At 58.0% G+C, this 21,754-nt stretch carries 24 protein-coding genes and 1 pseudogene; all 25 read right to left on the reverse strand.

What is annotated here, in order from left to right:
* Positions 1-42: 42 nt before the first annotated feature.
* On the reverse strand, positions 43-636 hold the full coding sequence (locus ACMV8A_RS09665) for a sugar transferase (protein ID WP_495325571.1): 594 nt from the start codon (positions 634-636) through the stop codon (positions 43-45).
* A complete protein-coding gene (locus tag ACMV8A_RS09670; protein ID WP_495325572.1) occupies positions 633-1,814 on the reverse strand; it encodes a DegT/DnrJ/EryC1/StrS family aminotransferase in 1,182 nt (393 codons plus the stop codon). Before ACMV8A_RS09670 ends, ACMV8A_RS09665 begins: the two co-directional genes overlap by 4 nt.
* Entirely contained in the window at positions 1,804-2,445 is a 642-nt protein-coding gene (locus ACMV8A_RS09675) for a GNAT family N-acetyltransferase (RefSeq protein WP_495325573.1), read from the reverse strand. The genes ACMV8A_RS09670 and ACMV8A_RS09675 overlap by 11 nt, the downstream gene beginning before the upstream one ends.
* On the reverse strand, positions 2,442-3,593 hold the full coding sequence (locus ACMV8A_RS09680) for a glycosyltransferase family 4 protein (protein WP_495325574.1): 1,152 nt from the start codon (positions 3,591-3,593) through the stop codon (positions 2,442-2,444). Before ACMV8A_RS09680 ends, ACMV8A_RS09675 begins: the two co-directional genes overlap by 4 nt.
* Positions 3,594-3,601: 8 nt before the next feature.
* On the reverse strand, positions 3,602-4,537 hold the full coding sequence (locus ACMV8A_RS09685) for a glycosyltransferase family 2 protein (RefSeq protein WP_495325575.1): 936 nt from the start codon (positions 4,535-4,537) through the stop codon (positions 3,602-3,604).
* A gap of 6 nt (positions 4,538-4,543) precedes the next feature.
* Complete coding sequence (locus tag ACMV8A_RS09690; protein ID WP_495325576.1) at positions 4,544-5,269, reverse strand: glycosyltransferase family 2 protein; 726 nt, start codon at positions 5,267-5,269, stop codon at positions 4,544-4,546.
* A gap of 148 nt (positions 5,270-5,417) precedes the next feature.
* Complete coding sequence (gene fcl / locus ACMV8A_RS09695) at positions 5,418-6,383, reverse strand: GDP-L-fucose synthase (protein ID WP_495325577.1); 966 nt, start codon at positions 6,381-6,383, stop codon at positions 5,418-5,420.
* An 85-nt stretch (positions 6,384-6,468) separates the two neighbouring features.
* Positions 6,469-7,590, reverse strand: a complete 1,122-nt coding sequence (gmd, locus tag ACMV8A_RS09700) for a GDP-mannose 4,6-dehydratase (protein WP_495325578.1) — start codon at positions 7,588-7,590, stop codon at positions 6,469-6,471.
* A 199-nt stretch (positions 7,591-7,789) separates the two neighbouring features.
* Positions 7,790-8,890: a glycosyltransferase family 4 protein gene (locus ACMV8A_RS09705; protein ID WP_495325579.1), complete on the reverse strand. Its 1,101-nt coding sequence runs from the start codon at positions 8,888-8,890 to the stop codon at positions 7,790-7,792.
* Between the two features lie 3 nt (positions 8,891-8,893).
* The gene (locus tag ACMV8A_RS09710) at positions 8,894-9,685 is read right to left on the reverse strand and encodes a class I SAM-dependent methyltransferase (RefSeq protein WP_495325580.1); all 792 of its coding nucleotides are present in this window, start codon (positions 9,683-9,685) and stop codon (positions 8,894-8,896) included.
* Complete coding sequence (locus ACMV8A_RS09715) at positions 9,682-10,389, reverse strand: hypothetical protein (RefSeq protein ID WP_495325581.1); 708 nt, start codon at positions 10,387-10,389, stop codon at positions 9,682-9,684. The genes ACMV8A_RS09710 and ACMV8A_RS09715 overlap by 4 nt, the downstream gene beginning before the upstream one ends.
* Positions 10,390-10,770: 381 nt before the next feature.
* Positions 10,771-11,415: a sulfotransferase family 2 domain-containing protein gene (locus ACMV8A_RS09720; protein WP_495325582.1), complete on the reverse strand. Its 645-nt coding sequence runs from the start codon at positions 11,413-11,415 to the stop codon at positions 10,771-10,773.
* A 69-nt stretch (positions 11,416-11,484) separates the two neighbouring features.
* Positions 11,485-12,837 carry a flippase gene (locus tag ACMV8A_RS09725; RefSeq protein ID WP_495325583.1) on the reverse strand — a complete coding sequence of 451 codons (1,353 nt, stop codon included), beginning with the start codon at positions 12,835-12,837 and terminating at the stop codon, positions 11,485-11,487.
* Positions 12,834-14,054, reverse strand: a complete 1,221-nt coding sequence (locus ACMV8A_RS09730; RefSeq protein WP_495325584.1) for an O-antigen ligase family protein — start codon at positions 14,052-14,054, stop codon at positions 12,834-12,836. Before ACMV8A_RS09730 ends, ACMV8A_RS09725 begins: the two co-directional genes overlap by 4 nt.
* Before the next feature lie 111 nt (positions 14,055-14,165).
* Entirely contained in the window at positions 14,166-15,572 is a 1,407-nt protein-coding gene (locus tag ACMV8A_RS09735; RefSeq protein WP_495325585.1) for a mannose-1-phosphate guanylyltransferase/mannose-6-phosphate isomerase, read from the reverse strand.
* Between the two features lie 63 nt (positions 15,573-15,635).
* A complete protein-coding gene (locus tag ACMV8A_RS09740) occupies positions 15,636-17,174 on the reverse strand; it encodes a phosphomannomutase (RefSeq protein ID WP_495325586.1) in 1,539 nt (512 codons plus the stop codon).
* A gap of 184 nt (positions 17,175-17,358) precedes the next feature.
* Positions 17,359-17,808 carry a hypothetical protein gene (locus tag ACMV8A_RS09745; RefSeq protein WP_495325587.1) on the reverse strand — a complete coding sequence of 150 codons (450 nt, stop codon included), beginning with the start codon at positions 17,806-17,808 and terminating at the stop codon, positions 17,359-17,361.
* 14 nt (positions 17,809-17,822) lie between these two features.
* Positions 17,823-18,107 (reverse strand): nucleotidyltransferase domain-containing protein, encoded by a 285-nt coding sequence (locus tag ACMV8A_RS09750; RefSeq protein ID WP_495325588.1) that lies wholly within the window; start codon positions 18,105-18,107, stop codon positions 17,823-17,825.
* Positions 18,098-18,739, reverse strand: coding sequence for an adenylyl-sulfate kinase (gene cysC / locus ACMV8A_RS09755; RefSeq protein WP_495325589.1), 642 nt, complete (start codon positions 18,737-18,739; stop codon positions 18,098-18,100). Before cysC ends, ACMV8A_RS09750 begins: the two co-directional genes overlap by 10 nt.
* Complete coding sequence (locus ACMV8A_RS09760; RefSeq protein WP_495325590.1) at positions 18,714-19,097, reverse strand: MarR family EPS-associated transcriptional regulator; 384 nt, start codon at positions 19,095-19,097, stop codon at positions 18,714-18,716. Before ACMV8A_RS09760 ends, cysC begins: the two co-directional genes overlap by 26 nt.
* 97 nt (positions 19,098-19,194) lie before the next feature.
* Positions 19,195-19,617, reverse strand: a complete 423-nt coding sequence (locus tag ACMV8A_RS09765; protein WP_495325591.1) for a type II toxin-antitoxin system VapC family toxin — start codon at positions 19,615-19,617, stop codon at positions 19,195-19,197.
* Positions 19,617-19,865 (reverse strand): type II toxin-antitoxin system Phd/YefM family antitoxin, encoded by a 249-nt coding sequence (locus ACMV8A_RS09770; protein ID WP_495325592.1) that lies wholly within the window; start codon positions 19,863-19,865, stop codon positions 19,617-19,619. The genes ACMV8A_RS09765 and ACMV8A_RS09770 overlap by 1 nt, the downstream gene beginning before the upstream one ends.
* A 160-nt stretch (positions 19,866-20,025) precedes the next feature.
* The gene (locus ACMV8A_RS09775) at positions 20,026-20,472 is read right to left on the reverse strand and encodes a putative toxin-antitoxin system toxin component, PIN family (protein WP_495325593.1); all 447 of its coding nucleotides are present in this window, start codon (positions 20,470-20,472) and stop codon (positions 20,026-20,028) included.
* Positions 20,469-20,705 carry a ribbon-helix-helix protein, CopG family gene (locus ACMV8A_RS09780; RefSeq protein WP_495325594.1) on the reverse strand — a complete coding sequence of 79 codons (237 nt, stop codon included), beginning with the start codon at positions 20,703-20,705 and terminating at the stop codon, positions 20,469-20,471. Before ACMV8A_RS09780 ends, ACMV8A_RS09775 begins: the two co-directional genes overlap by 4 nt.
* Before the next feature lie 240 nt (positions 20,706-20,945).
* Positions 20,946-21,506, reverse strand: a pseudogene (locus ACMV8A_RS09785) (aminotransferase class I/II-fold pyridoxal phosphate-dependent enzyme); the annotation flags it as partial.
* Between the last annotated feature and the right edge of the window lie 248 nt (positions 21,507-21,754).

Here is a 21,754-nt window from a genome sequence, read left to right on the forward strand (position 1 = left end):
TCCCTGAATAGACGCCTTTCCGTAGCAGCAAGCGCAACGTGCCTACTTGCCAATAACGCCCAACGTGCGGAAGATGGTCAGGATGTCCTGCCATAGGGTCGCGCGTTTGGAGTATTCCATATTCAATCTGATCTTCTCCGGCATCAGAACATCTATATAGTACCGTTCAGGATCATCCGCCGTTCCCAGAAGTTCGGCCTCGGCACGAAACTCAATCGATGCAGGATCGGTAATGCCTGGCCGTAGTCTCAGCACTTGCCGCTGCTCATCCGTATAGAGCGCCACATAACGCGGCACCTCTGGCCGCGGTCCCACCAGCGACATATCCCCAAGTAGAACGTTAAACAATTGTGGCAACTCATCCAGTTTATAGCGGCGCAACAGATGACCTGCCTTTGTAACCCGACGGTCTGCGCCTACTGTCAGTTGCCCCCCCAGAGATTCGGCATTGGCAACCATGGTGCGGAACTTCAAAATCCGGAACAATCGGCCGTTGAGGCCAACCCGTTCCTGGCGAAAAAACACCGGCCCGGGCGACTCCAGCTTGACCCAAACCGCGATCAACAAAAACAGCGGCGCCAATACAATAATGCCGGGTATCACACAGACCAGATCGAAAAGCCGCTTCATCCTCATGGTGACTTGCCGCCCAGAACCTGGAGGACCGCCGCGATAACCCTGTCCACCTCGGCATCGCTCATGCGCGTATAAATAGGCAGACTGACGGCCGCCCGATAAGTCGCCTGCGCATGGGGAAAATCATCAGACCGAAGGCCATACGCATCGCGCCAGTAGGGCTGCAGGTGCAACGGAATGAAGTGTACGCTGCATCCGACCCCCCGTGCCGCCATCAGCTCAATGAAGGTATTGCGATCCACGGGGGCATCATCCTTGAGCCGAAGCACGTACAGATGCCACGAGTGAGTATCTCCATCTGGCGCGTGGGGAGGCAGTAGTACCGGCAACCCTGCAAAGGCCGCGTCATAGCGCGCGGCGATGGCGGCGCGACGCGCCTGGAATGCATCCGCCTTGCGCAATTGATGAATCCCGATGGCCGCCGCCAAATCGGTAAGGTTGTACTTGTAGCCCGGAGCCACGACGTCATACTGCCAGGAAGGCTTGGTCGACACATAGCGGTCGAACGCATCCCGGCTGATGCCATGCAAACGCATCACCCTGCAACGTGCCGCGACGGCCGCATCTCGCGTAACGACCATCCCGCCCTCTCCGGTGGTAATGGTCTTGGTGGCATAGAAACTGAACACCGTAGCGTCACTCTTCAACGAACCTATGACGCCACCGGAAAAGGTTGCCGGCAAGGCATGAGCCGCATCCTCCACCACCTTCAGTCCGTGACGGCTGGCAATGTCGTGGATCGCCTCCATGTTGCACGACAAGCCAGCGAAATGAACCGGAATAATCGCCTTGGTACGTGACGTTACAGCCGCCTCGATCCTGGCAGGATCGATATTGAACGTCTTGGGGTCGATATCGACAAAGACAGGATCGGCGCCCAAATAACGTACTACCTCGGCCGTGGCGGTAAAGGTGTATGGTGTGGTAATCACTTCATCGCCGGGGCCGACACCGACCGCTTCCAGCGCCAAATGGAGCCCGGCCGTCGCGGAGTTCACCGCCACGGCCTCCAGCCCTTCCCCGATATACGCCGCAAATTCAGCCTCGAAGCGCTTTGCCTTCGGCCCGGTGGTTATCCAACCGGAACGCAGGGAATCCACTACCTCGGCTATTTCTTCCTCGCCAATATCAGGTAGCGCGAACGGTAGAAAGTCCGCATTCCCGCCGTTATCCGCCATGATGTTCTCCCATGTCCGTGGACACCGGTATTATCTCATATACATATTCAACCATTTGCCGTTCGCCTCCGGCGACGAGGCTGCGCGCCGCATGGAACCCCAAACCTTGATAGAATGAGTTCACCCGCTCATTGCACTCTGCATCGGTCGTCAGGGCAACACACCGGGCGCCATCCGCGCCGGCGCTGACAATGAATTCACGCACCAACCGCTGTCCATAGCCACGTCCGGCATATTCCGGCGCCACCGCCAGCGAGGCCAACTCGGCGACCGATGCATCACTGCCGCCACTCGACGCGCTGCGCCCTGCCCGCCCATAACTCGAAAACACACGCATCCACAGCCAAGGCCGGATTGCGAGGTAAATAAATGCGCTCATCGCCAGGCGCCCCTTGGCTACCTTGAGATTTCTATAGAAAAGGCTGGGCGCAACAAATCCGGCCACAAACCCACACACCGTTCCGGCGTTCTCAGCCACTAAAAAAATGCGGCGCGGATAGGACAACACCAGACGATAGTATTGCATCAGGAACAGCGGCCCAAGGCGGGTCATCAGAAAGCCAGGGAATGCACCACGATGCACCGCCACAATCCGCGACAGGTCCATGATTTCGGCATTGCGAATAATCATGCCTTGCCCCGCTCGTCCAGCAGCTCATGATACAAGGACACGTAAGCATCAAGCATCCGCCGCTCCGTATAACATGCATCGAACCGCTCCCGCGCCGCCCTCCCGAGCCCTGCGGCGACATCGGGATTCTGGAGCAAATGCTCGATGGAATCCGCCAGAGCTACTGCATCCTTGGGCGGGACGATACTCGCAACACGGCCATTATCAGTGGCCTCCAGATTGCTCCCAATGGATGTGGTAACGATAGGCTTGCCTGCCGCCATGGCCTCCAGCAAGGCAATGGACAGGCCTTCCCTCAGGCTCGGCAGGGCAATGTAATCGCTGGCAGAAACAATATCGCCGATATCTGCCCGATAGCCAGTAAAAACAACCCTCTCATCGATACCGAGTTCACGACACTTCTGCTGCAGAGGTTCGCGCAACACGCCGTCGCCGACGATCACCAGAACGGCATTGCGCCGTCCGCGGCGCACCAACAGTTCGAACGCCTCCACCAAATATTCAAGGCCTTTCTGCGGCGCCAGCCTGCCGGGCGCCATCACCATCACTGTTTCGGGAGCAATGCCCAATTCCGCCCGCACGGCTTCCGAACTCCGCGATTGCGCAACCCGCGTTGCCGGAATCCCATTGGGTATCGCCACAACCTGGCCGGGATATCCAATGCCCAGTTCCAGTGCCCATTGCCGGTGGAAGCGGCTCACAGTCACTAGCCTGTGACACCAGTGGGCGGCACGGCGCTCAAGAAACGAATATACCCGGAGCGCCGCCCGTGAACTTTCCTCATGAAAGGCAAAACCATGGACGGTATGAACAATCGCCGGAATCCTCGCCATCCAGGCCGCTGCCCGCCCGACAAACCCTGCCTTTGAGGTATGCGTATGAACGATATCGTAGGGGTGTGCGATCAGATAGCGGCGCAGGCGCCACAGACCGATAATATCCTTGAACGGACGGATATCGCGCCAAATGCAGTCCAGCGGAACCACACCTATGCCGCTGGACTTCAGCGCATCCTGAAACACCGGATCGGTCGCCAGCACGTCGACGTCAAAGCCCGCCTCCATGGCCGCCAGTGCCAGATGAATAATAATTAGCGAACCACCACCGTACTTCGAGTCGCCGACAACATGGAGTATTCGCTTCTTCATTGTCTCACCTACGCCCGCCCGTGCCTGTAATGCCTGGCAAACAACAGGACAGGCCGCGGAACCAGGGGGATGAGCGCAAGAAACATCTTCAGCAGAGTGTTGGCACGCACAACGTGCAACCCGCGTAACGCCGCAATGGCTGAAAAATCTCCGTCAACCCTGTAACCGGCGGCGGAGAAAATGATGCCCTTCCGCAACAACGCACGGATACCAGGCACCTCACGAGGCGGCGCAGAATTTCGTTCGACAAGACTATCTAGCCATTGCAGATAATAGGGGACTTCATGACTGCCGCTGACGTTGCTGCGATTCGTGGCATCACGATTGTAGCGGGCACATACCCTTGCGCTATGGGCCAGCCCCTCACTCATGCCAATCTTCAACCATAGGTAGACGTCTTCGCCTCGCTTGACCCCCACCGGAAATCCTCCCGAGCGGACAAATGCATCCCTTGAAACGCAGGCCGTGCTGCTGTTCACCAGCGCCAGCCCCCTGGCAAATGTTCCGGCAACATCGTCCACACTACCCCGAAAACCCTTGGCAACACCGGTGCTTGGGTAATACACAATGTCTCCCTGCACGATTTCGTGTGCAACACTGTATATCCCCCTGCCGGGAAACTCGTCTGTCAGGCCAATGAGCTCCTCCAAATGCCACGGCATCCACTCATCATCCGCGTCAAGAAACGCGACGTATTCGCCACGACTCTCCTCAACGCCGCGATTCCGCGCTACCGAGACGCCTGCATTCTGCTGCCTCACCAGACGCAGTCTCGGGTCATTGATGGCGGCCACTATTTCATCGCCGCCATCGGTTGATCCATCATCGATGACCACCAGCTCAAATCCGGCATAGCTCTGCACCAGCACTGACGCAATCGTGGCACCGATGTGCCTAGCCTTGTTGTACAGGGGCACGACCACTGAAATTCGTGGAACAGACATAACCGGCTACAACCTGTGTATATTCTTGAGCAAGCGAAGGATATAGAGAAAGGTCTGAAGATACTTTCCCTCCGTTGCCAACTGTACCCGGAACACCTCGGACAAGGTTCCGGCCACATCAATGGAGCTGGCGCCGTCGCTGCCGAACTCTCCCGCCACGAAGCTGGCCCGGTGCAGTGACGCACCGCCCATGCACGCCTGCTTGATGAACAACTGATCCGCGGCGATGGGAAACTTGCGGGAATACATCCCGAACCTATCGTGCAGTGACTTCCGTAACAACGTCCCTACCGCATGGGATGAAACAAAGGCGGCCTGCCCACAGAGCCAAGAGGGGCCTTTCCTCCAATGAATCGTCTTGCCGTTGACCACAACCGGTGCCGTAACCACATCCGCACCTGAACTTGCCGCCTCCATCCGATAGTTTGCTATGGCCCCCTCAGTTAGAAGGTCATCGGCGCCAACCACCAGATAGTACTCTCCGCTCGCCATATGCAAAGCCTTGTTCAAGGCATCATAAATTCCGAAGTCAGGTTCGGATACCCAGCGACTTACGACATCACCAGCATTCCGTAGGATATCTACAGTGCCATCGGTCGATGCACCGTCCACGACGATCCACTCGAAATCTCTGTCGCTCTGTGCCCGCAGGCTTTCGATCAGCGATGGCAGAACCTTCGCCGCATTGTAGGTGGCGGTAATCACGGAGATGGTAGGCACTGCTTGAGTCATGTGATGTCGCAGGTCAGTTCAAATAATTCAAGCGTCGAGTCCAGATGCAACGGGGGCTATTATCTAAAAAACATTCGCATATGCGCGCCCGCCGTGGCACGGCGCCCATGAAACGCCCTATGCCTGACTACGCATTCGAAGCACATGTTTAGCGCCTGGCCGCAGTGCCTTGAGCCCGGTACCACTCATAGGTATCCCGCAGCCCGTGTTCCAGGGTAATAGCGGCATTCCACCCCATCGCCGACAGACGGGATACGTCCAGCAGTTTGCGCGGCGCGCCATCTGGCTTGCTTGCATCGAACACAACCTGTCCGCGGAATCCCACCACCTGGGAAACGGTTTCGGCCAGTTCGCGGATGGTTACGTCCGCGCCGCAGCCCACATTGATATGCGAGCACATGGGCCGGGTATTCGCCTGATACACCTCCGGCGCCAGTTCCATCACATGCACGCTGGCCGCGGCCATATCATCGACATGGAGAAATTCGCGTCGTGGCGTGCCGCTACCCCAAACCACCACCTCCGCGTCTCCCCTCTCTTTAGCTTCGTGGAAGCGTCGCATCAGCGCAGGAATAACATGACTGTTCTCGGGATGAAAGTTGTCGCCGGGGCCATACAGATTGGTCGGCATAACGCTGCGGTAGTCGCGGCCATGCTGGCGGTTATAGGACTCGCACAGCTTGATGCCGGCGATCTTGGCTACGGCATAGGGCTCATTGGTGGGCTCCAGGGCACCAGTAAGCAAGGCATCCTCACGTATCGGCTGCTCCGCCAGGCGCGGGTAGATGCACGACGATCCGAGGAACAGCAGTTTCTGCACCCCATGCGCGTGCGCCGCATGAATCAGGTTGGCCTCGATCATCAGGTTTTCGTAGATGAATTCCGCCGGGTAGGTATTGTTGGCGTGAATCCCCCCTACCTTTGCCGCCGCCACGTACACCTGGTCAACCTGATGCTCCGCAAAGAAGCGGGCGACCGCCTGCTGGTCGAGCAGGTTCAACTCCTGGCGGCTACGGGTAATGATGTTGTCGTAACCCAACGCGTGCAACCGGCGCACGATGGCAGCGCCCACCATACCGCGGTGACCGGCCACGAAGATGCAAGGTTTAGTCATCCTGCTTTCTACTCATTCAATCAACCATCCGTAGGGCGTCCCATGGGCGCCGTGCTGCTCACCGAAATGACTCGGCTCCTAAACGCTAACTCTCCCTTGAAATCGGCAACTCAAATCCATGCTGCCTCAACAAGGCATGGCGCCGCGCCTCCTCCAGATCAGAGGCCACCATCTCCTTGACCATTTCATCCAGGGTAATCTCAGGCACCCAACCCAGCTTCGCCTTGGCCTTGGCCGGATCGCCCAGCAGGGTTTCCACCTCGGCGGGACGGAAGAAACGCTGGTCCACCATTACGATTACATCACCCGGCTTTACGCAGGGCGCCTTGTCCCCACTGACAGATTCGACGATGCCCTTCTCCTCCAGGCCGCGCCCCTCGAAGCGCAGAACGATCCCCAACTCCACCGCCGCCTTGCTGATGAAGTCGCGCACGGAATATTGCACACCCGTGGCAATAACAAAATCGTCCGGCACCTCCTGCTGCAGCATCATCCACTGCATGCGCACATAGTCCTTGGCATGCCCCCAATCGCGCAGCGCGTCCATGTTTCCCATAAACAAACAGCTATCCAGACCGAGCGCAATATTCGCCAGGCCACGGGTAATCTTGCGGGTGACAAAGGTTTCGCCGCGGCGTGGCGATTCATGGTTGAACAGAATACCGTTGCAGGCATACATGCCGTAGGACTCGCGGTAATTCACCGTGATCCAGTAGGAATAGAGCTTGGCCACGGCATACGGGCTGCGCGGATAGAACGGCGTGGTCTCGCGCTGCGGCACCTCCTGCACCAGGCCATAAAGCTCCGAGGTCGATGCCTGGTAGAAGCGAGTCTTCTTCTCCAGCCCGAGAACGCGGATACCCTCCAGCAGGCGCAAAGTACCCAGTGCATCCACGTCCGCTGTATATTCCGGCGACTCGAAGCTCACCGCCACATGGGACTGCGCCGCCAGGTTGTACACCTCATCCGGCTCTATCTCGCGTAACAGGCGGATTAGATTGGAGGAATCGGACAGGTCGCCATAGTGCAGGAACAAGCGGCGCCCCGCCCCTTGTATAGCGGCATGCAGATGGTCAATACGTCCCGTATTGAACGAAGAGGCCCGGCGAAGCAGGCCATGGACCTCATATCCTTTTTCCAGCAAGAACTCAGCCAGATAGGAACCATCCTGACCGGTAATGCCGGTAATGAGCGCCTTTATTGCCATACAAGAAATCCCGTCATATTAATAATTCAAAACATTCTTGGCATGTTCTGCATTGCAGGCGACTTCTGTGGGATCCATACCCCTATGGCGTTCATTATTTCGAAACAGTCATTTGTCCATAGCACCATCGGAATCAGAGACGGCGTCATCCGGCTAAGCGTTGTACTTCATTGGCAGAGCGGAACAATTACCTTCATGACTATTGCACTGAACGATACACAGCCATGGTCTCGGATGCACATTTCTCCCAAGAAAACCTCTTAATACGGGCATATCCAAGCCGCACCAACTCTTGCCTTCTGTCCTGCGAGTAAACTACGGTCTCAATGGCTCGCCTAATATCTTCGACTGACTCAGGCTCAAAAAACTCACCTGCATCACCAATAACTTCCGGCATAGAACTGGTATTGCTGGCAACAACCGGACACCCCTGCGTCATTGCCTCAAGAGGAGGAAACCCGAAGCCCTCGTACGCCGACGGGTAAACGAATGCATCGGCATGCGCATAGAGTTCCCCAAGAAGGCTGTCATCCCCTCCCATCTGCACGACACGATCGTCCCCGAATCCCAGTTGCGAGATCATGGCAGTCTCTGAAGACCTGAATGAACCACCGCCGAAAGCAATGACATCATAGTCAGCCCGCAGCATGGGCGACGCTGCCACGGCGCGGAGCAATCCTTCAAAGTTTTTGTACCCGCCTCTCAATCCGACATAGAGCAAGTATGGCCTAGGATAAGGCATCTCCGCCCCATCGGCCTTTTTCACCTCAAACATCTCGAAGCCATGATATATGACCGACGTCTTGTTCTCCGGCACACCATGCAACCGAATCAGATCCCGCCGTGTATTCTCCGAAATACATATCACGTGGTCCGCACGCTGCACGGCGCGCCTCTTGTCCCGACTGGTCGTATCTCTCCTGGAAAACTGCCCTGCATATAGCTCATGAATCATGTCATGCACAGTAATGACCACCGGGCATTTTCTTGATGAAAGATCACGACTCGTATAATAGGTTTCATGCAGCACATCGGGTTTCCACGAGTGCAACACCGGAATTGACGCCACGTGATTAAAAGCCGAGACAAAGCGATAGGTATGGGGAGGCAGCCTTCTTAGAGAAGTACCGTAGACAACACCGGACTGGAACCCGGAAATGTACCGATTGACATGAAGAGGAGCAATAATTCGGACCTCTTCGCCACCTGCCACGTACTGTTGCGCGAGCCTGGCAATATAGCGGGATATACCACCATAGGTCTGTGCAGCGAATATTTGATGGTCGAAGGCAATCCGCATGAGCTATTCAAACTTGTCCTTGGAGCCCGACAGCAACAGGTGATCGTCCCAGGTTTTTGACTCCAGCCTCCAGCCGGCGGCCATGGAAACGACCTTGCGCAACCGCAGCAACAACTTCCATGCAAAACCGCTTACAGCCCGTTCCGTTATCATGTGATAGGCACGACCGTCCGTCACAAACCACTTTCCCCGCGCCTCAGCCAGTTTCTGAAGAGTTCTTGCCCTGAAAAAACCGATATGCTGGCCGTGCTCGGATCCGTAATACCACCAGTCACCCGGCTGCGGCGTGGGCTTGGGAATCAACACGGTCGAGAGCAGCACGTTGGGGGCAATGGCTAGCAGTCTGTCCAACTCTTCTCCCGGCTCCACGAAGTGTTCGAATGCCTCGAATGCGGTCACCAGGCCCGCACCGGCCCCGTCATATTCGAAACCGCGTGCCAACAGATTTGCACAGTAGCGATCTGACCAATAGGCATCGACGCCCAAGTCACGCAGCAGTCTGACGAGTATTCCATAACCACCCGCGGCATCAACCACACGCCATCCCAACCCACCCAACAACGACAATGCAGAAACGACGATATCCGCATTGACCTGGTTACGGGCCAATATGCCCGTATCGGAGACATTGATCGCCTCCCCATAGGCCTGCTCCAGCCAATCGGGCTGTTCCGTCTGCACGTATCCGCACGCGGGGCACTCAGCATATTGCACCACCTGCCCCAGCACCTCGCCGACCCCCAAGCCATTGGCCACGGCGCCGCATGCCCGGCACACCTGTTGGGAGTCGGTCATGCCCTGGTCCTTCCAGAACCCATGAATCCGATCAATCGCCGCACGGCTAGCTTGGCCAATGAAACGCCGCGCCTGGGCCAACGCAGGCTCCGCCCTCCAAAAGCCATATCAAACGTGTATTTATCCGCGTCCACATCCCGCACGACCGATACTGGATGAATGATGGTCCCCAGCGGGGCCACCGCAATTTCGTGATCTTCCGCGCCGGACCTGGTATGCGTCGCGTCCGGCCCAAAGCCTATATTCATCACCAGGTTTGTGTTAGGCGTCGCCGTCAAACCGCCGTGATACCAGATACAAGCTGTCCAAGGGTAGTCCCAGGTGTCGATTTCATTGCGGTGGATACGGTCGAAGATTTGTGTCCAGTAACGCCGTTCAACCGGGTCTGCGGCATGCTCCATCCAGTCTGCGGACCGGCGCCAGTCAGGCCAAAACGGTATATCTCCCTGGTAGTGCCACCAGGCCCGCCGCCATGACGCCCAGCCCCACACATGGTTGTACTTGGAGAAGTAATACGATGCGTCGCCGCGGCGTATTCCCTGCTGAAAATTGTCGCCGGTGACAACCCAAACGCGCTCGTCATTGCGGTACCGCTCCAGTAGCGTATCGCAATAAGAAAAGAATTCCGGGTGCGGCACACAATCGTCCTCCAGGATCACTCCCTCCGCCTCCTGCTCAAAGAACCAGGTGATCGCGCTGGACACCGCCGCCTTGCAGCCTAGGTTCTCGTCTCGAAACAGAGTACGAACCTCGCAAGGCCAGTCTACTTGTGTTGCGATGCGCCTGACCTCCGCACAACGCACAGCTTCACCCTCCCGATCTGCTCTCGGCCCATCGGCGGCGACATACAGGCGCGGGGGTCGGACAGCTCGTATCGCCTCGAACACCTTGGCAGTAGGTGTGGGGCGATTGAACACTAGAAATAAGACTGGTGACTGCATTATCTACCCAAAAATAGGAAACGTACTAACATTTTGCTACGGACGCGCTTTGTTTTCATAGCCTCGATACAACGCTGCATGCTCTAATCCGATCTTGATCCGGTTTCACAGATACTCTGGGCGCAAAACGTGCTGAGGCGGAAATCAGATTTTTGCTTCGGTGAATGAATTGAATGCATAGCCAAACAACTCAATGTCATCTTTGAATACGTGGGCAATCAAATCGCGCGATTCATCGTCATAATAATCCATATAATTCCTGTGTCGTGATCGATTCAAGTGGCGCAAATTCGCACTAATTCCAATCTTCTCACAAACGTTCTCGAAGTCATCGTTTATTGACTCAAACTTACCAATAAAATCAATCGCAATATTGCCGTCCTTGTCTAGTACATGCTCACATTGAAGCCTCGCATTCTCCGGCTTGGCACGCCAATATAAGTACTCCTTGAAATCTTTAAATTGACATGCAATTTCATGCTGAAAGTGACGCCTTTCTTGACGCATGTAGTGATATAAAGAAACCTGCCAATCCCAAGGATTCCTCACAAACGCAAACTTAAAATAATCAGCATATTTTTCCTGGCCAAATCTATCTATCACTTGCTGAACGGTCAAATGTGGTGGGTGCATTAGAAACTTTTCAAAGAATCGCACCCTAGAAGCAATCCTTTTCAACCACAAGGAGTCATCCTTGTCGATGTATGGGCTAAGCGCGTGTATAACACTTGTTCCGGCAACCTTTGGGATGTGAATAAAGATAAATTTGTGATTATGTGAGACTAACATACTCTCCCCATTTCTATACTGCGGTATTAGAGTCAGAGAAATAACCTAGACAGAATTTCGGAATAGCTATCATCGCATCGGAAATAATCCCGCCCCGATAAAGCTCCTGCACTGCATAACAAATACAACCCGCGTCCTCCCGCTCAGCGCATTGAGCAGCACGCTGGCAACAGCCTGCGAAATAACCGTGGCCACCGCTGCTCCAACGACGCCGTACGCCGGAATCATCACAGCATTGAGCGTCACATTGGCCACTGCCCCCATGATGGCTCGGTAAAAAATATACATCGACAAGCCTTCAACTAAAAACCACCGCACGCTCACCACACCAAGAAATACAAAGATTCCCGCCCATATATGCATGGCCAGTATCATCCCCGCCTCGGCATATCCCTCGCCAAACAGAAGCAGCACCAACCAGTCCGATAGGAAAGTCAGGGGCACGGCCACCACAAGGGCAATCACCACCATCAGGCTGTACAGCTTCTGCAGCCGGGCGAGGTAGATGGACTCACCCAGCTTCTTCGACTCGATGATCGCCGGGAATACCGACGCTACAATCACCGTCGGGATGAAGTACCAGACCTCGCTGATACGTACCGCGGCGGTATAGATGCCCACCGCGCCGTCATCCAGCATCTGTCCCAGCATGATCTGATCGATCCGCATGTATACCATGACGGCCACGCCGGAGAGTACCAGCGGCCAACTGTCCTTGAGCAGGCGCGCAGCCCGCGCCAACTTAACCCGCCAAACTGCAAAATTCCCGCCCGTTTTTTGATATACCCCGGCCAGGGCCAAAGCCACCACCACCACCTCGGCGAACGCTGCCCACGCGAAGGCCACCAGCGGTGCCTCGGCCAGTATCATGCTGATCTTGGCGATAGCAATGCCGAGGAAAACGGCATTCTCCGCCCAAACCACATATTTGGACTGTACCTGCGATTCAAACCAATAGCGCACGCCATCGAGCGAACGGAACACCAGGGAGCTTCCCAAGATAGCAACCAACAGCCGGGCCATTGCATCATCCGGGCGCAGATAGGCGATGGTCACAGTCGCCAAGACGAACGCCGTTAGCCCTCCCAGCAACTGGAGCACAAACCCCGTCCCCAGGATATCGGGCGCCTGGGGCGGGTCGCGCACGATGTCGCGGACCACTATCCCTTGCAGGCCGAGCGAAGCCACCGCGCCGAACAGGGCCACGAGAGCCATGGCGAAACTCAGCAAGCCGAACTGTTCTGGCCCGAGATAGCGCGCCAGCCAGACGCCGACGATGAGACCAACCCCCATGCGCAAAACCCTATCCGAGAAAAGCCAGGCAGTGTTCGATAAGGCATTAACCAACCCGGCGCGGTGTACAATCCTGGCCTGCAGAAAGGAAGGGAGGAGGGCCAGCCAGAATGGCGCAGCGGGCTTCATGCAGGGCGGGGTTCTGATGGGGAATAGGAAATGAGCGAGGTATACACAAGCAAGACCACGCTGAGACTCACGGGCATGAACATCGACGGCTCGGCAATCTGGTGCAGGAAGATCACCGTCCACATCCCCGCCGCGATATAGCGGGGGCGGTCAAATTCGCGCCGGCGGATCCAGCCAACCAACCGCCAGAACAAATGCACAAACATACCCAACCCCAGCAGGACACCCACCAGCCCCACATCTACCTGCAGGCGGATAAAGCCATTGTGGACATTGCCCCCCCCTGCCAGCATGTCCTTCCACTTCCCCAGCCGCTCGACCACTCCATCCGCGTGCAAATAGGCGTCATAGCCATACCCAAGCAATGGCCGGTCCAGCATGATGGGCCAAAGGGTCTGCCAAATGGACCAGCGCCCGGTCAGCGTCTCGTTGCGGCCAAATAGCCGGAACAGCTCCCCGTAGAACACCGCGAGCAGAAGCAGGGCCGTCCCTGATAAAATCGCCAGCTGCCATGCCTTAAGCCAGCCCCGTTGCACGGAAAACAGCACCAGCAACACCACCACACTTGCGGCAAACCCGAAGTACGACGTCACCGAGTCCGACTTCCACATCACCAAGACGGCAACGACAATGCCGGCCAGCGCCACCAGTACCCCGGACGGGCGGAGGGCGGACAGAGCCAGAGCCAGGCAGAGCGCCCCCCACAGCGCCGCCGCATTGCCCAGCCAGTTCTTCTGGCCGAACAGCCCCTTCCAGGAGCCTGTGTGTATGGTGCCGTGCAACCCAATGTCCGGTGCAGACCAGACCACAGATGCACTGCCTATCACCATCGTCACCAAGGCAGCCTGAAGTACGCCAACACCAGTGCCGAAGGACACGGTCCGGGCCAACGCAGCACCGATAAGGAACATCACCGCCAACAGTACTACGCGCTTCGCGCTGAACATGGGCGCGACCGACCAGATTACCGAAAGCCCCGCCAATACCAGCAAGGCCCAGAAAAAAGGATTGGCCCTCACCACCTCCAACGGTCGGACACGGGCGTCATAAATAGCCCAGCCCAAGCCCAGGACAATAACAGACCAAATTGCGCGGGAAATAAACTGTGGGGAAACAACGTCAAACTCAAGCTTGCCACCCCAGGAGATAGCCACGTTGGCGGCCGCCAGCAGGCCCAGATACAGAAGAAAAAGCTTGACCACATTCCGGATATTCATAGCGGCACATTATATCTCGCTGACCGGCAGAAGTTGTGCGGAGGATTCAACTCGTAAGTGCAACTCAACAGGCACAACGACATATTCTTGAGATGGATTCGAACAACTGTCTTATCGACCATAGATATCGTCGAAGCGCTCGATATCATCCTCCTCCAGGTACTCCCCCACCTGCACTTCGATGATCTGCAGCGGAATCTTGCCGCGGTTCTCCAGCCGATGTTTGGCGCCAATGGGAATGTAGGTGCTCTGGTTCTTGGCGATGGCGATCACCTCGTCGTCACGGGTTACCGTGGCAGTTCCAGCAACGACGATCCAGTGTTCGGAGCGGTGCATGTGGCGCTGCATGCTCAAGCTTTGTCCGGGCTTGACTGTGATGCGCTTCATCTTGAAGTCGTTGGCGCTTTCGAGCACGGTATAGCTGCCCCAGGGGCGCTGCACGGTGAGATGTGCAATGTGTTCCTGGGCGTTGTTACGCTTCAGGGTATCGACCACCTCGCGCACGCGCTGGCTCTCGCCACGCTTGGTGATGAGGACAGCATCGGGGGTTTCGATGATATTCAGGTCTTCCACACCAATGGCGGCAACCAGGCGCTTGTTGCTCTGGATCAGGGCGTTGCGGCAATCCACGGCGATGATGTTGCCCTGGGTGGCGTTGCCGGCTGCGTCCTTGTCGGAGACTTCGTGCACCGCATCCCAGCTACCGACATCAGACCAGCCGATGTCGCAGGGGATAAGGGCAACGTTGGCGGTCTTTTCCAGCACGCCGTAATCGATGGAGATGCTGGGCATGCGCGGGAAGTGCCGGGAAACAGCCTCGGCGGCGTTGCCGCTTTGCCATTCGGTGGTGATATCGTTGAGGATGGCCGTCACTTCGGGGAGATGGTGGGTGATCTCCTGCAGGATGGCCGAGGCCTTCCAGACGAACATGCCGGAGTTCCAGTAATAACTGCCGTCGCGGAGAAAGGATTCTGCGGTGGCGAGGTCCGGCTTTTCGGCAAAGCGTTGCACGGCGTGCACGTTACCGCTCTGGGCGGCACCGGCCTGGATGTAGCCGAAGCCAGTGTCCGGCCGCGATGGGGTAATGCCGAAGGTGACCAGTTGGCCGTTCTGCGCCGCCACCACAGCCTGGCGCAGGGCGGTCTGAAACAATGCCGGCTCCTTGATGACGTGGTCCGCTGGCAGAACGAGCATGACGGGATCCTCGCCGTTGCGCGTCAGCCAGGCGGCAGCCAGGGCGATGGCTGGCGCGGTATTGCGGCCTTCCGGTTCAAGCAGGGTCTGGTAGGGGCTGAGGGCATGGTAGGCCTCGCCTTGGGCGTAGTCCTTTTTGGTGACGATGAGGACATGCTCGCGCGTGACCAGCGGATGCAGGCGGCTGATGGTGGCTTCGAGCAGGGTGTGGCCGCCATCAATGGAGAGGAACTGCTTTGGCAGCTGCTCGCGGGAGAGCGGCCACAGGCGGGTGCCGCTGCCGCCGGCGAGGATGACGGCCTGGATATCGGGTTGTGCGTTCATAGTTTTTGTCGCGCTGCGTTACCGTTTTGTTCTCTTGTGCCTTTTCGCCCACGGAGTGGACTCCTACGTTGTAATCAGTTTTTCCAACTCGCGTGTTTTTTCCTGCATCAATCGTTCGTCACCGCGCGTCTCCACGTTGAGGCGCAATAGCGGCTCGGTGTTGGAGGAGCGCAGGTTGAAGCGCCAAGTGCCGAAATCCATGCTGAGGCCGTCGGTGCGGTCGACGGTTATTGATCCCCTCCCCCCTGCCCCCCTCCCTGAGGGAGGGGGGGAATTAATGTGGCTCCCTGAGGGAGGGGGGGAATTAATGTGGCTCCCTGAGGGAGGGGGGGAATTAATGTGGCTCCCTGAGGGAGGGGGGGAATTAATGTGGCTCCCTGAGGGAAAGGTGGAACTAATGTGGCTCCCTGAGGGAGGGAGGGGATTCATGTAGTGCGCCTCGATGCGGGCGACGGTGGCCGGGGCATCGGCCACGCGGTAGTTGATCTCGCCGCTGCATGGGTAGGCTTTGATGCGTTCCTCCACCAATGCCGAGAGTGGCTTGCCGGAGGCGGAGATGTATTCGGCCACCAGCAGCCAGGGGATCATGCCGCTGTCGCAGTAGGCAAAGTTGCGGAAGTAGTGGTGGGCCGACATTTCACCGCCGTAAACGGCGTCTTCACTGCGCATGCGCTCCTTGATGAAGGCGTGACCGGTTTTGCTCATGACCGGGATACCGCCCGCCTGCCGGACCATATCGATGGTGTTCCAGGTCAGGCGCGGGTCGTGGATGATCTTGGCGCCGGGATTGTGTTGCAGCAGTTGGGCGGCGAGCATGCCGACGATGTAGTAGCCCTCGATGAAGTCTCCCTTCTCGTCGAACAGGAAACAGCGGTCGTAGTCGCCATCCCAGGCGATGCCCATGTCAGCGCCGTGCCGGCGCACAGCCTCGGCGGTGGCAGCGCGGTTTTCCGGCAGCAGCGGATTGGGGATGCCGTGGGGGAAGGTGCCGTCGGGCTGGTGGTGGATACGGGTGATCTTGAACGGCAGATGGGCGGCGATGGCGTCAAAGGCCGGTCCGGCAGCGCCGTTGCCGGCGTTGACCACCAGATGCAGCGGCTTGAATTTGGTCTGGTCGATGAAGGACAGCGCCTTGGCGACGAAGCTGGGCATGATGTCCCAGGGCTGATCGCTGCCCTTGCCCTTGACGGCCGGGCCTGCGTGTTCCCGGGCGTAACGTTCGATATCGTTCAGGCCGCTGTCGCCGCTGACGGGGATCGCCTGTTCGCGCACCAGCTTCATGCCGTTGTAGTCCATGGGGTTGTGGCTGGCGGTGACCATGATGCCGCCGCCCATGCCGGACTGGGCCGCGGCGTGGTAGATCATCTCGGTGCCGCACAGGCCGATGGAGCGGGTGTCGACGTCGCTGTCGTTGAGGCCGCGGATCACGGCGGCAGCATAGGCCGGGCTGGTGAGGCGGATATCCCAGCCGACCGCTACCGGCCCTGAGGGCTGGATGACGGCCGCATAGCCACAGCCAATACGGTAGGCGATGTCCTCGTTCAGCTCGTCCGGGATGCGGCCGCGGATGTCATAGGCCTTGAAACAGGGCAGCTTGCTCATGTCAGACCCAGGCTCTGCGGTGGTGCAATAGGTTGATGGCCATGTATGTATGTATGTCGTTGTTTGTCAGTTGTCGCGGCGGAGCCGCTCCTGCGTTCAATTGCGTGTCTGTGCCTGTGTAGGAGCCGAGTCCTCTCGGTGAATGGCGCCCCGCTCCGGCGTCTTTCGCCCACAGAGTGGGCTCCTACGATTGCCGTTTTCCATACGCCTTATCAACAAATCTCTGCATACGCTGGAAATATTCAAACAGAGTCGGCGTCTCATCCGCCAATCGCCGGAAAAAATCGGTAAGACGCGATTCATCTTCTTCGTATTCGTGGTTTACGGAGTTTCTAAGCTCGCGTATCAAACGCCAATGTTCGACTGAATCGAGAATTTCAAGTTTTTCCATGTAGGCGAGTACCGCGCCGAAGGGTTCGGTGTTCTCTTCCTCTTCAATCGCGATGGCACGCATGGTCTTGCCGAGATGCTCCTGAAACTCGCTGAAGCGGATACGGAACGCTGCGAGCGACTCGTGCTGCTCCGGCGTCAGCGTCCCCCAGTCGGCTATGGGCACGAACGCCCTGACTTGCCCCAAGGACCAGGCGAGATAATCCTTCATCCTACGCAGATGATCGATCTTCTTGTGAATCAAGCGAATATGCTCTGTCACAGGCGTACCCCCTGCTGTTTCGCTAGACGATAGATGGGGTCTTCCTTACCTATCTGGTTGATCACCATATCTACGTGCAAATCAAGGTCGTCCTCCAGATCGATTTTGCACTTCAATTCGGAGGTCAGGTCGGCGAACTCAGGTTCGATGTACAGATCAACATCGCCGCCCCTTCTTTGATCGTCCACACGCGAACCGAACAGCCAAACCTTGGTATCCGCGCCGAAGTACCTTTGTACGTGGCTCTTAATCAATTTGGCCTGTTGGTCCGTCAGACGCATTGCGTCCCCTCCATATCATTTCCACCAATCACGCCGCGCTGGCGCAGCAATGCCACTACCTTGTTTACGCTCTCCGTCAGTGTTTCTTCGGCTGTGTCGACTATCAGGTCGGGGTTTGCCGGTTCTTCATAGGGCGAGGAAATGCCGGTGAACTCCTTGATCAGCCCGGCCCGCGCCTTTTGGTACATACCTTTGACATCACGCGTCTCACAAACCTCCAGCGGACACTTGACGTAGATTTCTATGAAATTCCCCGGCCCCATCAGCTCCCGCACCCGCTGCCGATCGGCCCGCAGCGGCGAGATGAAGGCGGTCAGGGCGATGACGCCGGCCTCGACGAAGAGTTTGGCCATTTCACCGATGCGGCGGATGTTTTCGCTGCGGTCGGCAACGGAAAAACCCAAATCGGAACACAGGCCATGACGCACGTTGTCGCCGTCGAACACGAAGGTGCGGCAGCCGCGCTGGTGCAACGCCTCCTCCACCGCGTGGGCCAGGGTGGACTTGCCGGCGCCGGACAGACCGGTAAACCACAGCACGGCGGTCTTGTGGCCGTTGAGCTGCTCGCGGCGCTGGCGGGTGACGGTGGCGTGGTGCCACACCACTTCACGCTGACTGCTGTCCGGCTTCATCGGATTCCTTCTCAAAATCATGCGTCGTTTCGGCGTTGAGGTGAGCCACCTCGAGATGCAGGCGCTCGATTTCGGCCTTGAGCGCGACGTACTCCTCTTGCTTGCGGCGCAGGAAACGCAGGGTAATACGCGCCTTCTCCTCCAGCCCCGTGGGGGTGAGCAGGTAGGCGTAGGCCTTCTTGTTGGGGTTGTTCCTGAAGTTGGCGGCCTTGATCAGGCCCTTGGCGATCAGCGCCTTGAGGCAGTAGTTGATCTTGCCCAGGCTGACGCCGGCCGCCTCGGCCAGCTCGCGCTGGGTGAGCTCCGGGTTGTCCTGGAGGAGCTTGAGGAGACGGTAGTGGGTGGCTTCGTCGAGCATTCCATGTTCAGCCGTTGAACAGATGGCGTATTACATGATTTTACGTGGGGCAAGTCAAGGAGACCCTGGGGCTGAAAAGCCCTTTCACTATCACGGTCTACAGCAGAACGGCGCTGACGCCCAAGGCTTCTGCCGCACTTGCCAGCACCTGATCCAGAGAACACAACCGTGCACCATGGGTTGATGCGACCGCGAGGTGCAGGGCGTCACCCGCACACAACCCTGTCGAGTACTGATCGGCAAACCGTGCCGCCATTTGGAATTCAAGGCGTGAAACCGGCAGGACGGTAAACGATGCATCGGCCATGGCGGTAAACGCAGCCAGCACCTCTGCCCGTTGGGCGGGCGACAGATGTCCGGCTCGGACCTTGAGCGACAAGGCACCAGAAAATTCGGTGATAACCCAGTCGCTGATGGCAAGCTGTTCCGGCGGCTGGGCGGCGAGCCAGTCCTGCATTTCCCTGGTCCGCACCTCGTTGGTGAATGCCGCGACCAGCAGGCTGGTGTCGAGATAAAGCATCAATAGCGTGCCTCATCACGCATTGAGCGTACAAACTTGCCCGCATCTTCAGTTTGCTGCGGCAATCCGGCGGTCAACTGGCGCAATACGCTCACATCGACGGGCTGACGCGGAATTTCCTGTCGGGAAAGTCGCAATACGGGCTTGCCGCGTTTGGTGATGACGACTGTTTCCCCGCTGGCTGCGAGTTCGACCAACTCACTGAGCCGAGCCTTGGCATCCGCGATACTGACGGTGGTGCTGTCCATAGTCCGCTCCCGGGATGACTAACTAGATGGTCATATTGTAGTTCTTTCGGTAGCCGCCAACCACATGAATGTCGACGGCTCCAAGTGCAGGAGCCGTATTCTCTCGGCGAACAGGCTTGACCATGAGTCAGCCTCTGTGGCCTACCCACGGAGTGGATCCCTATTGCTTTTTCGCGCACATACCCGATAACTCCAGGCAACTTGAAGGCGTTACGATGGAGCTTCCCGGCCTGGGGTTTTCGAGCAACAGGCGGTCCCCGGTAACCAGTATTGCAGCGGGCTCGCCCGCTAGCAGCGCCCATAGATGAGCATCCTGCGGATCGGGAGCGGGGTTCGCAGCATCATCGACAGGCTCACGCCAAATGGCGTTGGCAGCTATCTCCACGAGAAAGGTATCGACCTCGGCTTCATCAAGACCGTGCATCTGGGCCAGCTTTGGCCTCAACAGTACAGCCCTGTATTCGCGCAGCAAGGCGGGCGACAGCAGGTAGAGTACCCGGCCATCAAGCATCGCATCGAGAACTATGGCGGTGGGGCTTGATGCCTGCGCTGTAATCAACCCGGCAACGACAACGTTGGTGTCGATGATAAACAGGCGAGGCGTCATGGCTTGCGGGTGGCGCGGGTCTCTTCAACAGCCAGCTGCACAGCCTCGTTCTCATTGAGGTGCGCTTGTGCACGGGCACGCGCCACAAGCTGCCGGGCACTTTCCAGCGGCTTGATGCCGCGCAGCAGCAACCCTTCTTCAATGATCTTGCCGATGGAGCGGCCCTGCCTGGCCGCAGCCTCTTTCAGCGCCTGGTGCAACGCGTCATCCAGTGTAATAGTCAGCCTGCTCATACTCACAACCTCTGTTTAACCACACAAATGCATTTTAGCACCAAGACACCAACGCACAATCCTGCAGGATAGATTTAAGGAAACTCTGAATAAGTTCAGAGCTTCCGCGGCACAGGGATGTGCCGCGTGGGCTGAGAGGTCCAGGATGGACTTATTCGGACCTTCCTTAAGTACAGCGCATCTGCGAACGATGCTGCGGCGGGCAGAACCCTTCGCCCACGGAGTGAGCTGCTATGGGGATCAGCGTCCGAGGAAACGACGGATACGCTCCACGCCTTCCTGAAGGCGTGTCAGGTCGGTGGTGTAGGCGAAGCGCAGGTAGCGTTCGGGCTGGTGACTGCCGAAGTCGGCGCCGGGGGTGACGGCGACACCGGCCTGCTCCAGCAGGTCGCGGCTGAGTCGTCGGCTGTCGGCGGCGAGGCGGCTGCAGTCGGCATATATATAGAAGGCGCCCTGCGGGGTGAGCGGGATGTCGAAGCCCAGCTCGCGCAGGGCCGGCAGCAGGTAGTCACGGCGGCGCTGGAATTCGGCGCGACGCGCCTCGAGGATGGCCAGGGTGTCGGCGCTGAAGGCGGCCAGGGCGGCGTACTGGGCTGGGGTGGAGGGGGCGATGAACAGGTTTTGGGCCAGTTTTTCGACCTCACGGATGTAGCCTTCCGGCACCACCAGCCAGCCCAGGCGCCAGCCGGTCATCTGGAAGTACTTGGAGAAGCTGTTGATAATGAAGGCATTCCCCCCTCCCCGACCCTCCCCCTGCAAGGGGGAGGGAGTAATCTCCAGGGCAGTGGTGGCACGACAGCCCCTTCCCCAACCCTCCCCCTGCGAGGGGGAGGGAGTTTTCTCCAGGGCAGTGGTGGCACGACAGCTCCTTCCCCAACCCTCCCCCTGCGAGGGGGAGGGAGTTTTCTCCAGGGCAGTGGTGGCACGACAGCCCCCTCCCCAACCCTCCCCCTGCGAGGGGGAGGGAGTTTTCTCCAGGGCAGTGGTGGCGCGACAGCCCCCTCCCCAACCCTCCCCCTGCAAGGGGGAGGGAGTTTTCTCCAGGGCAG

Source organism: Sulfurivermis sp., assembly GCF_059410345.1.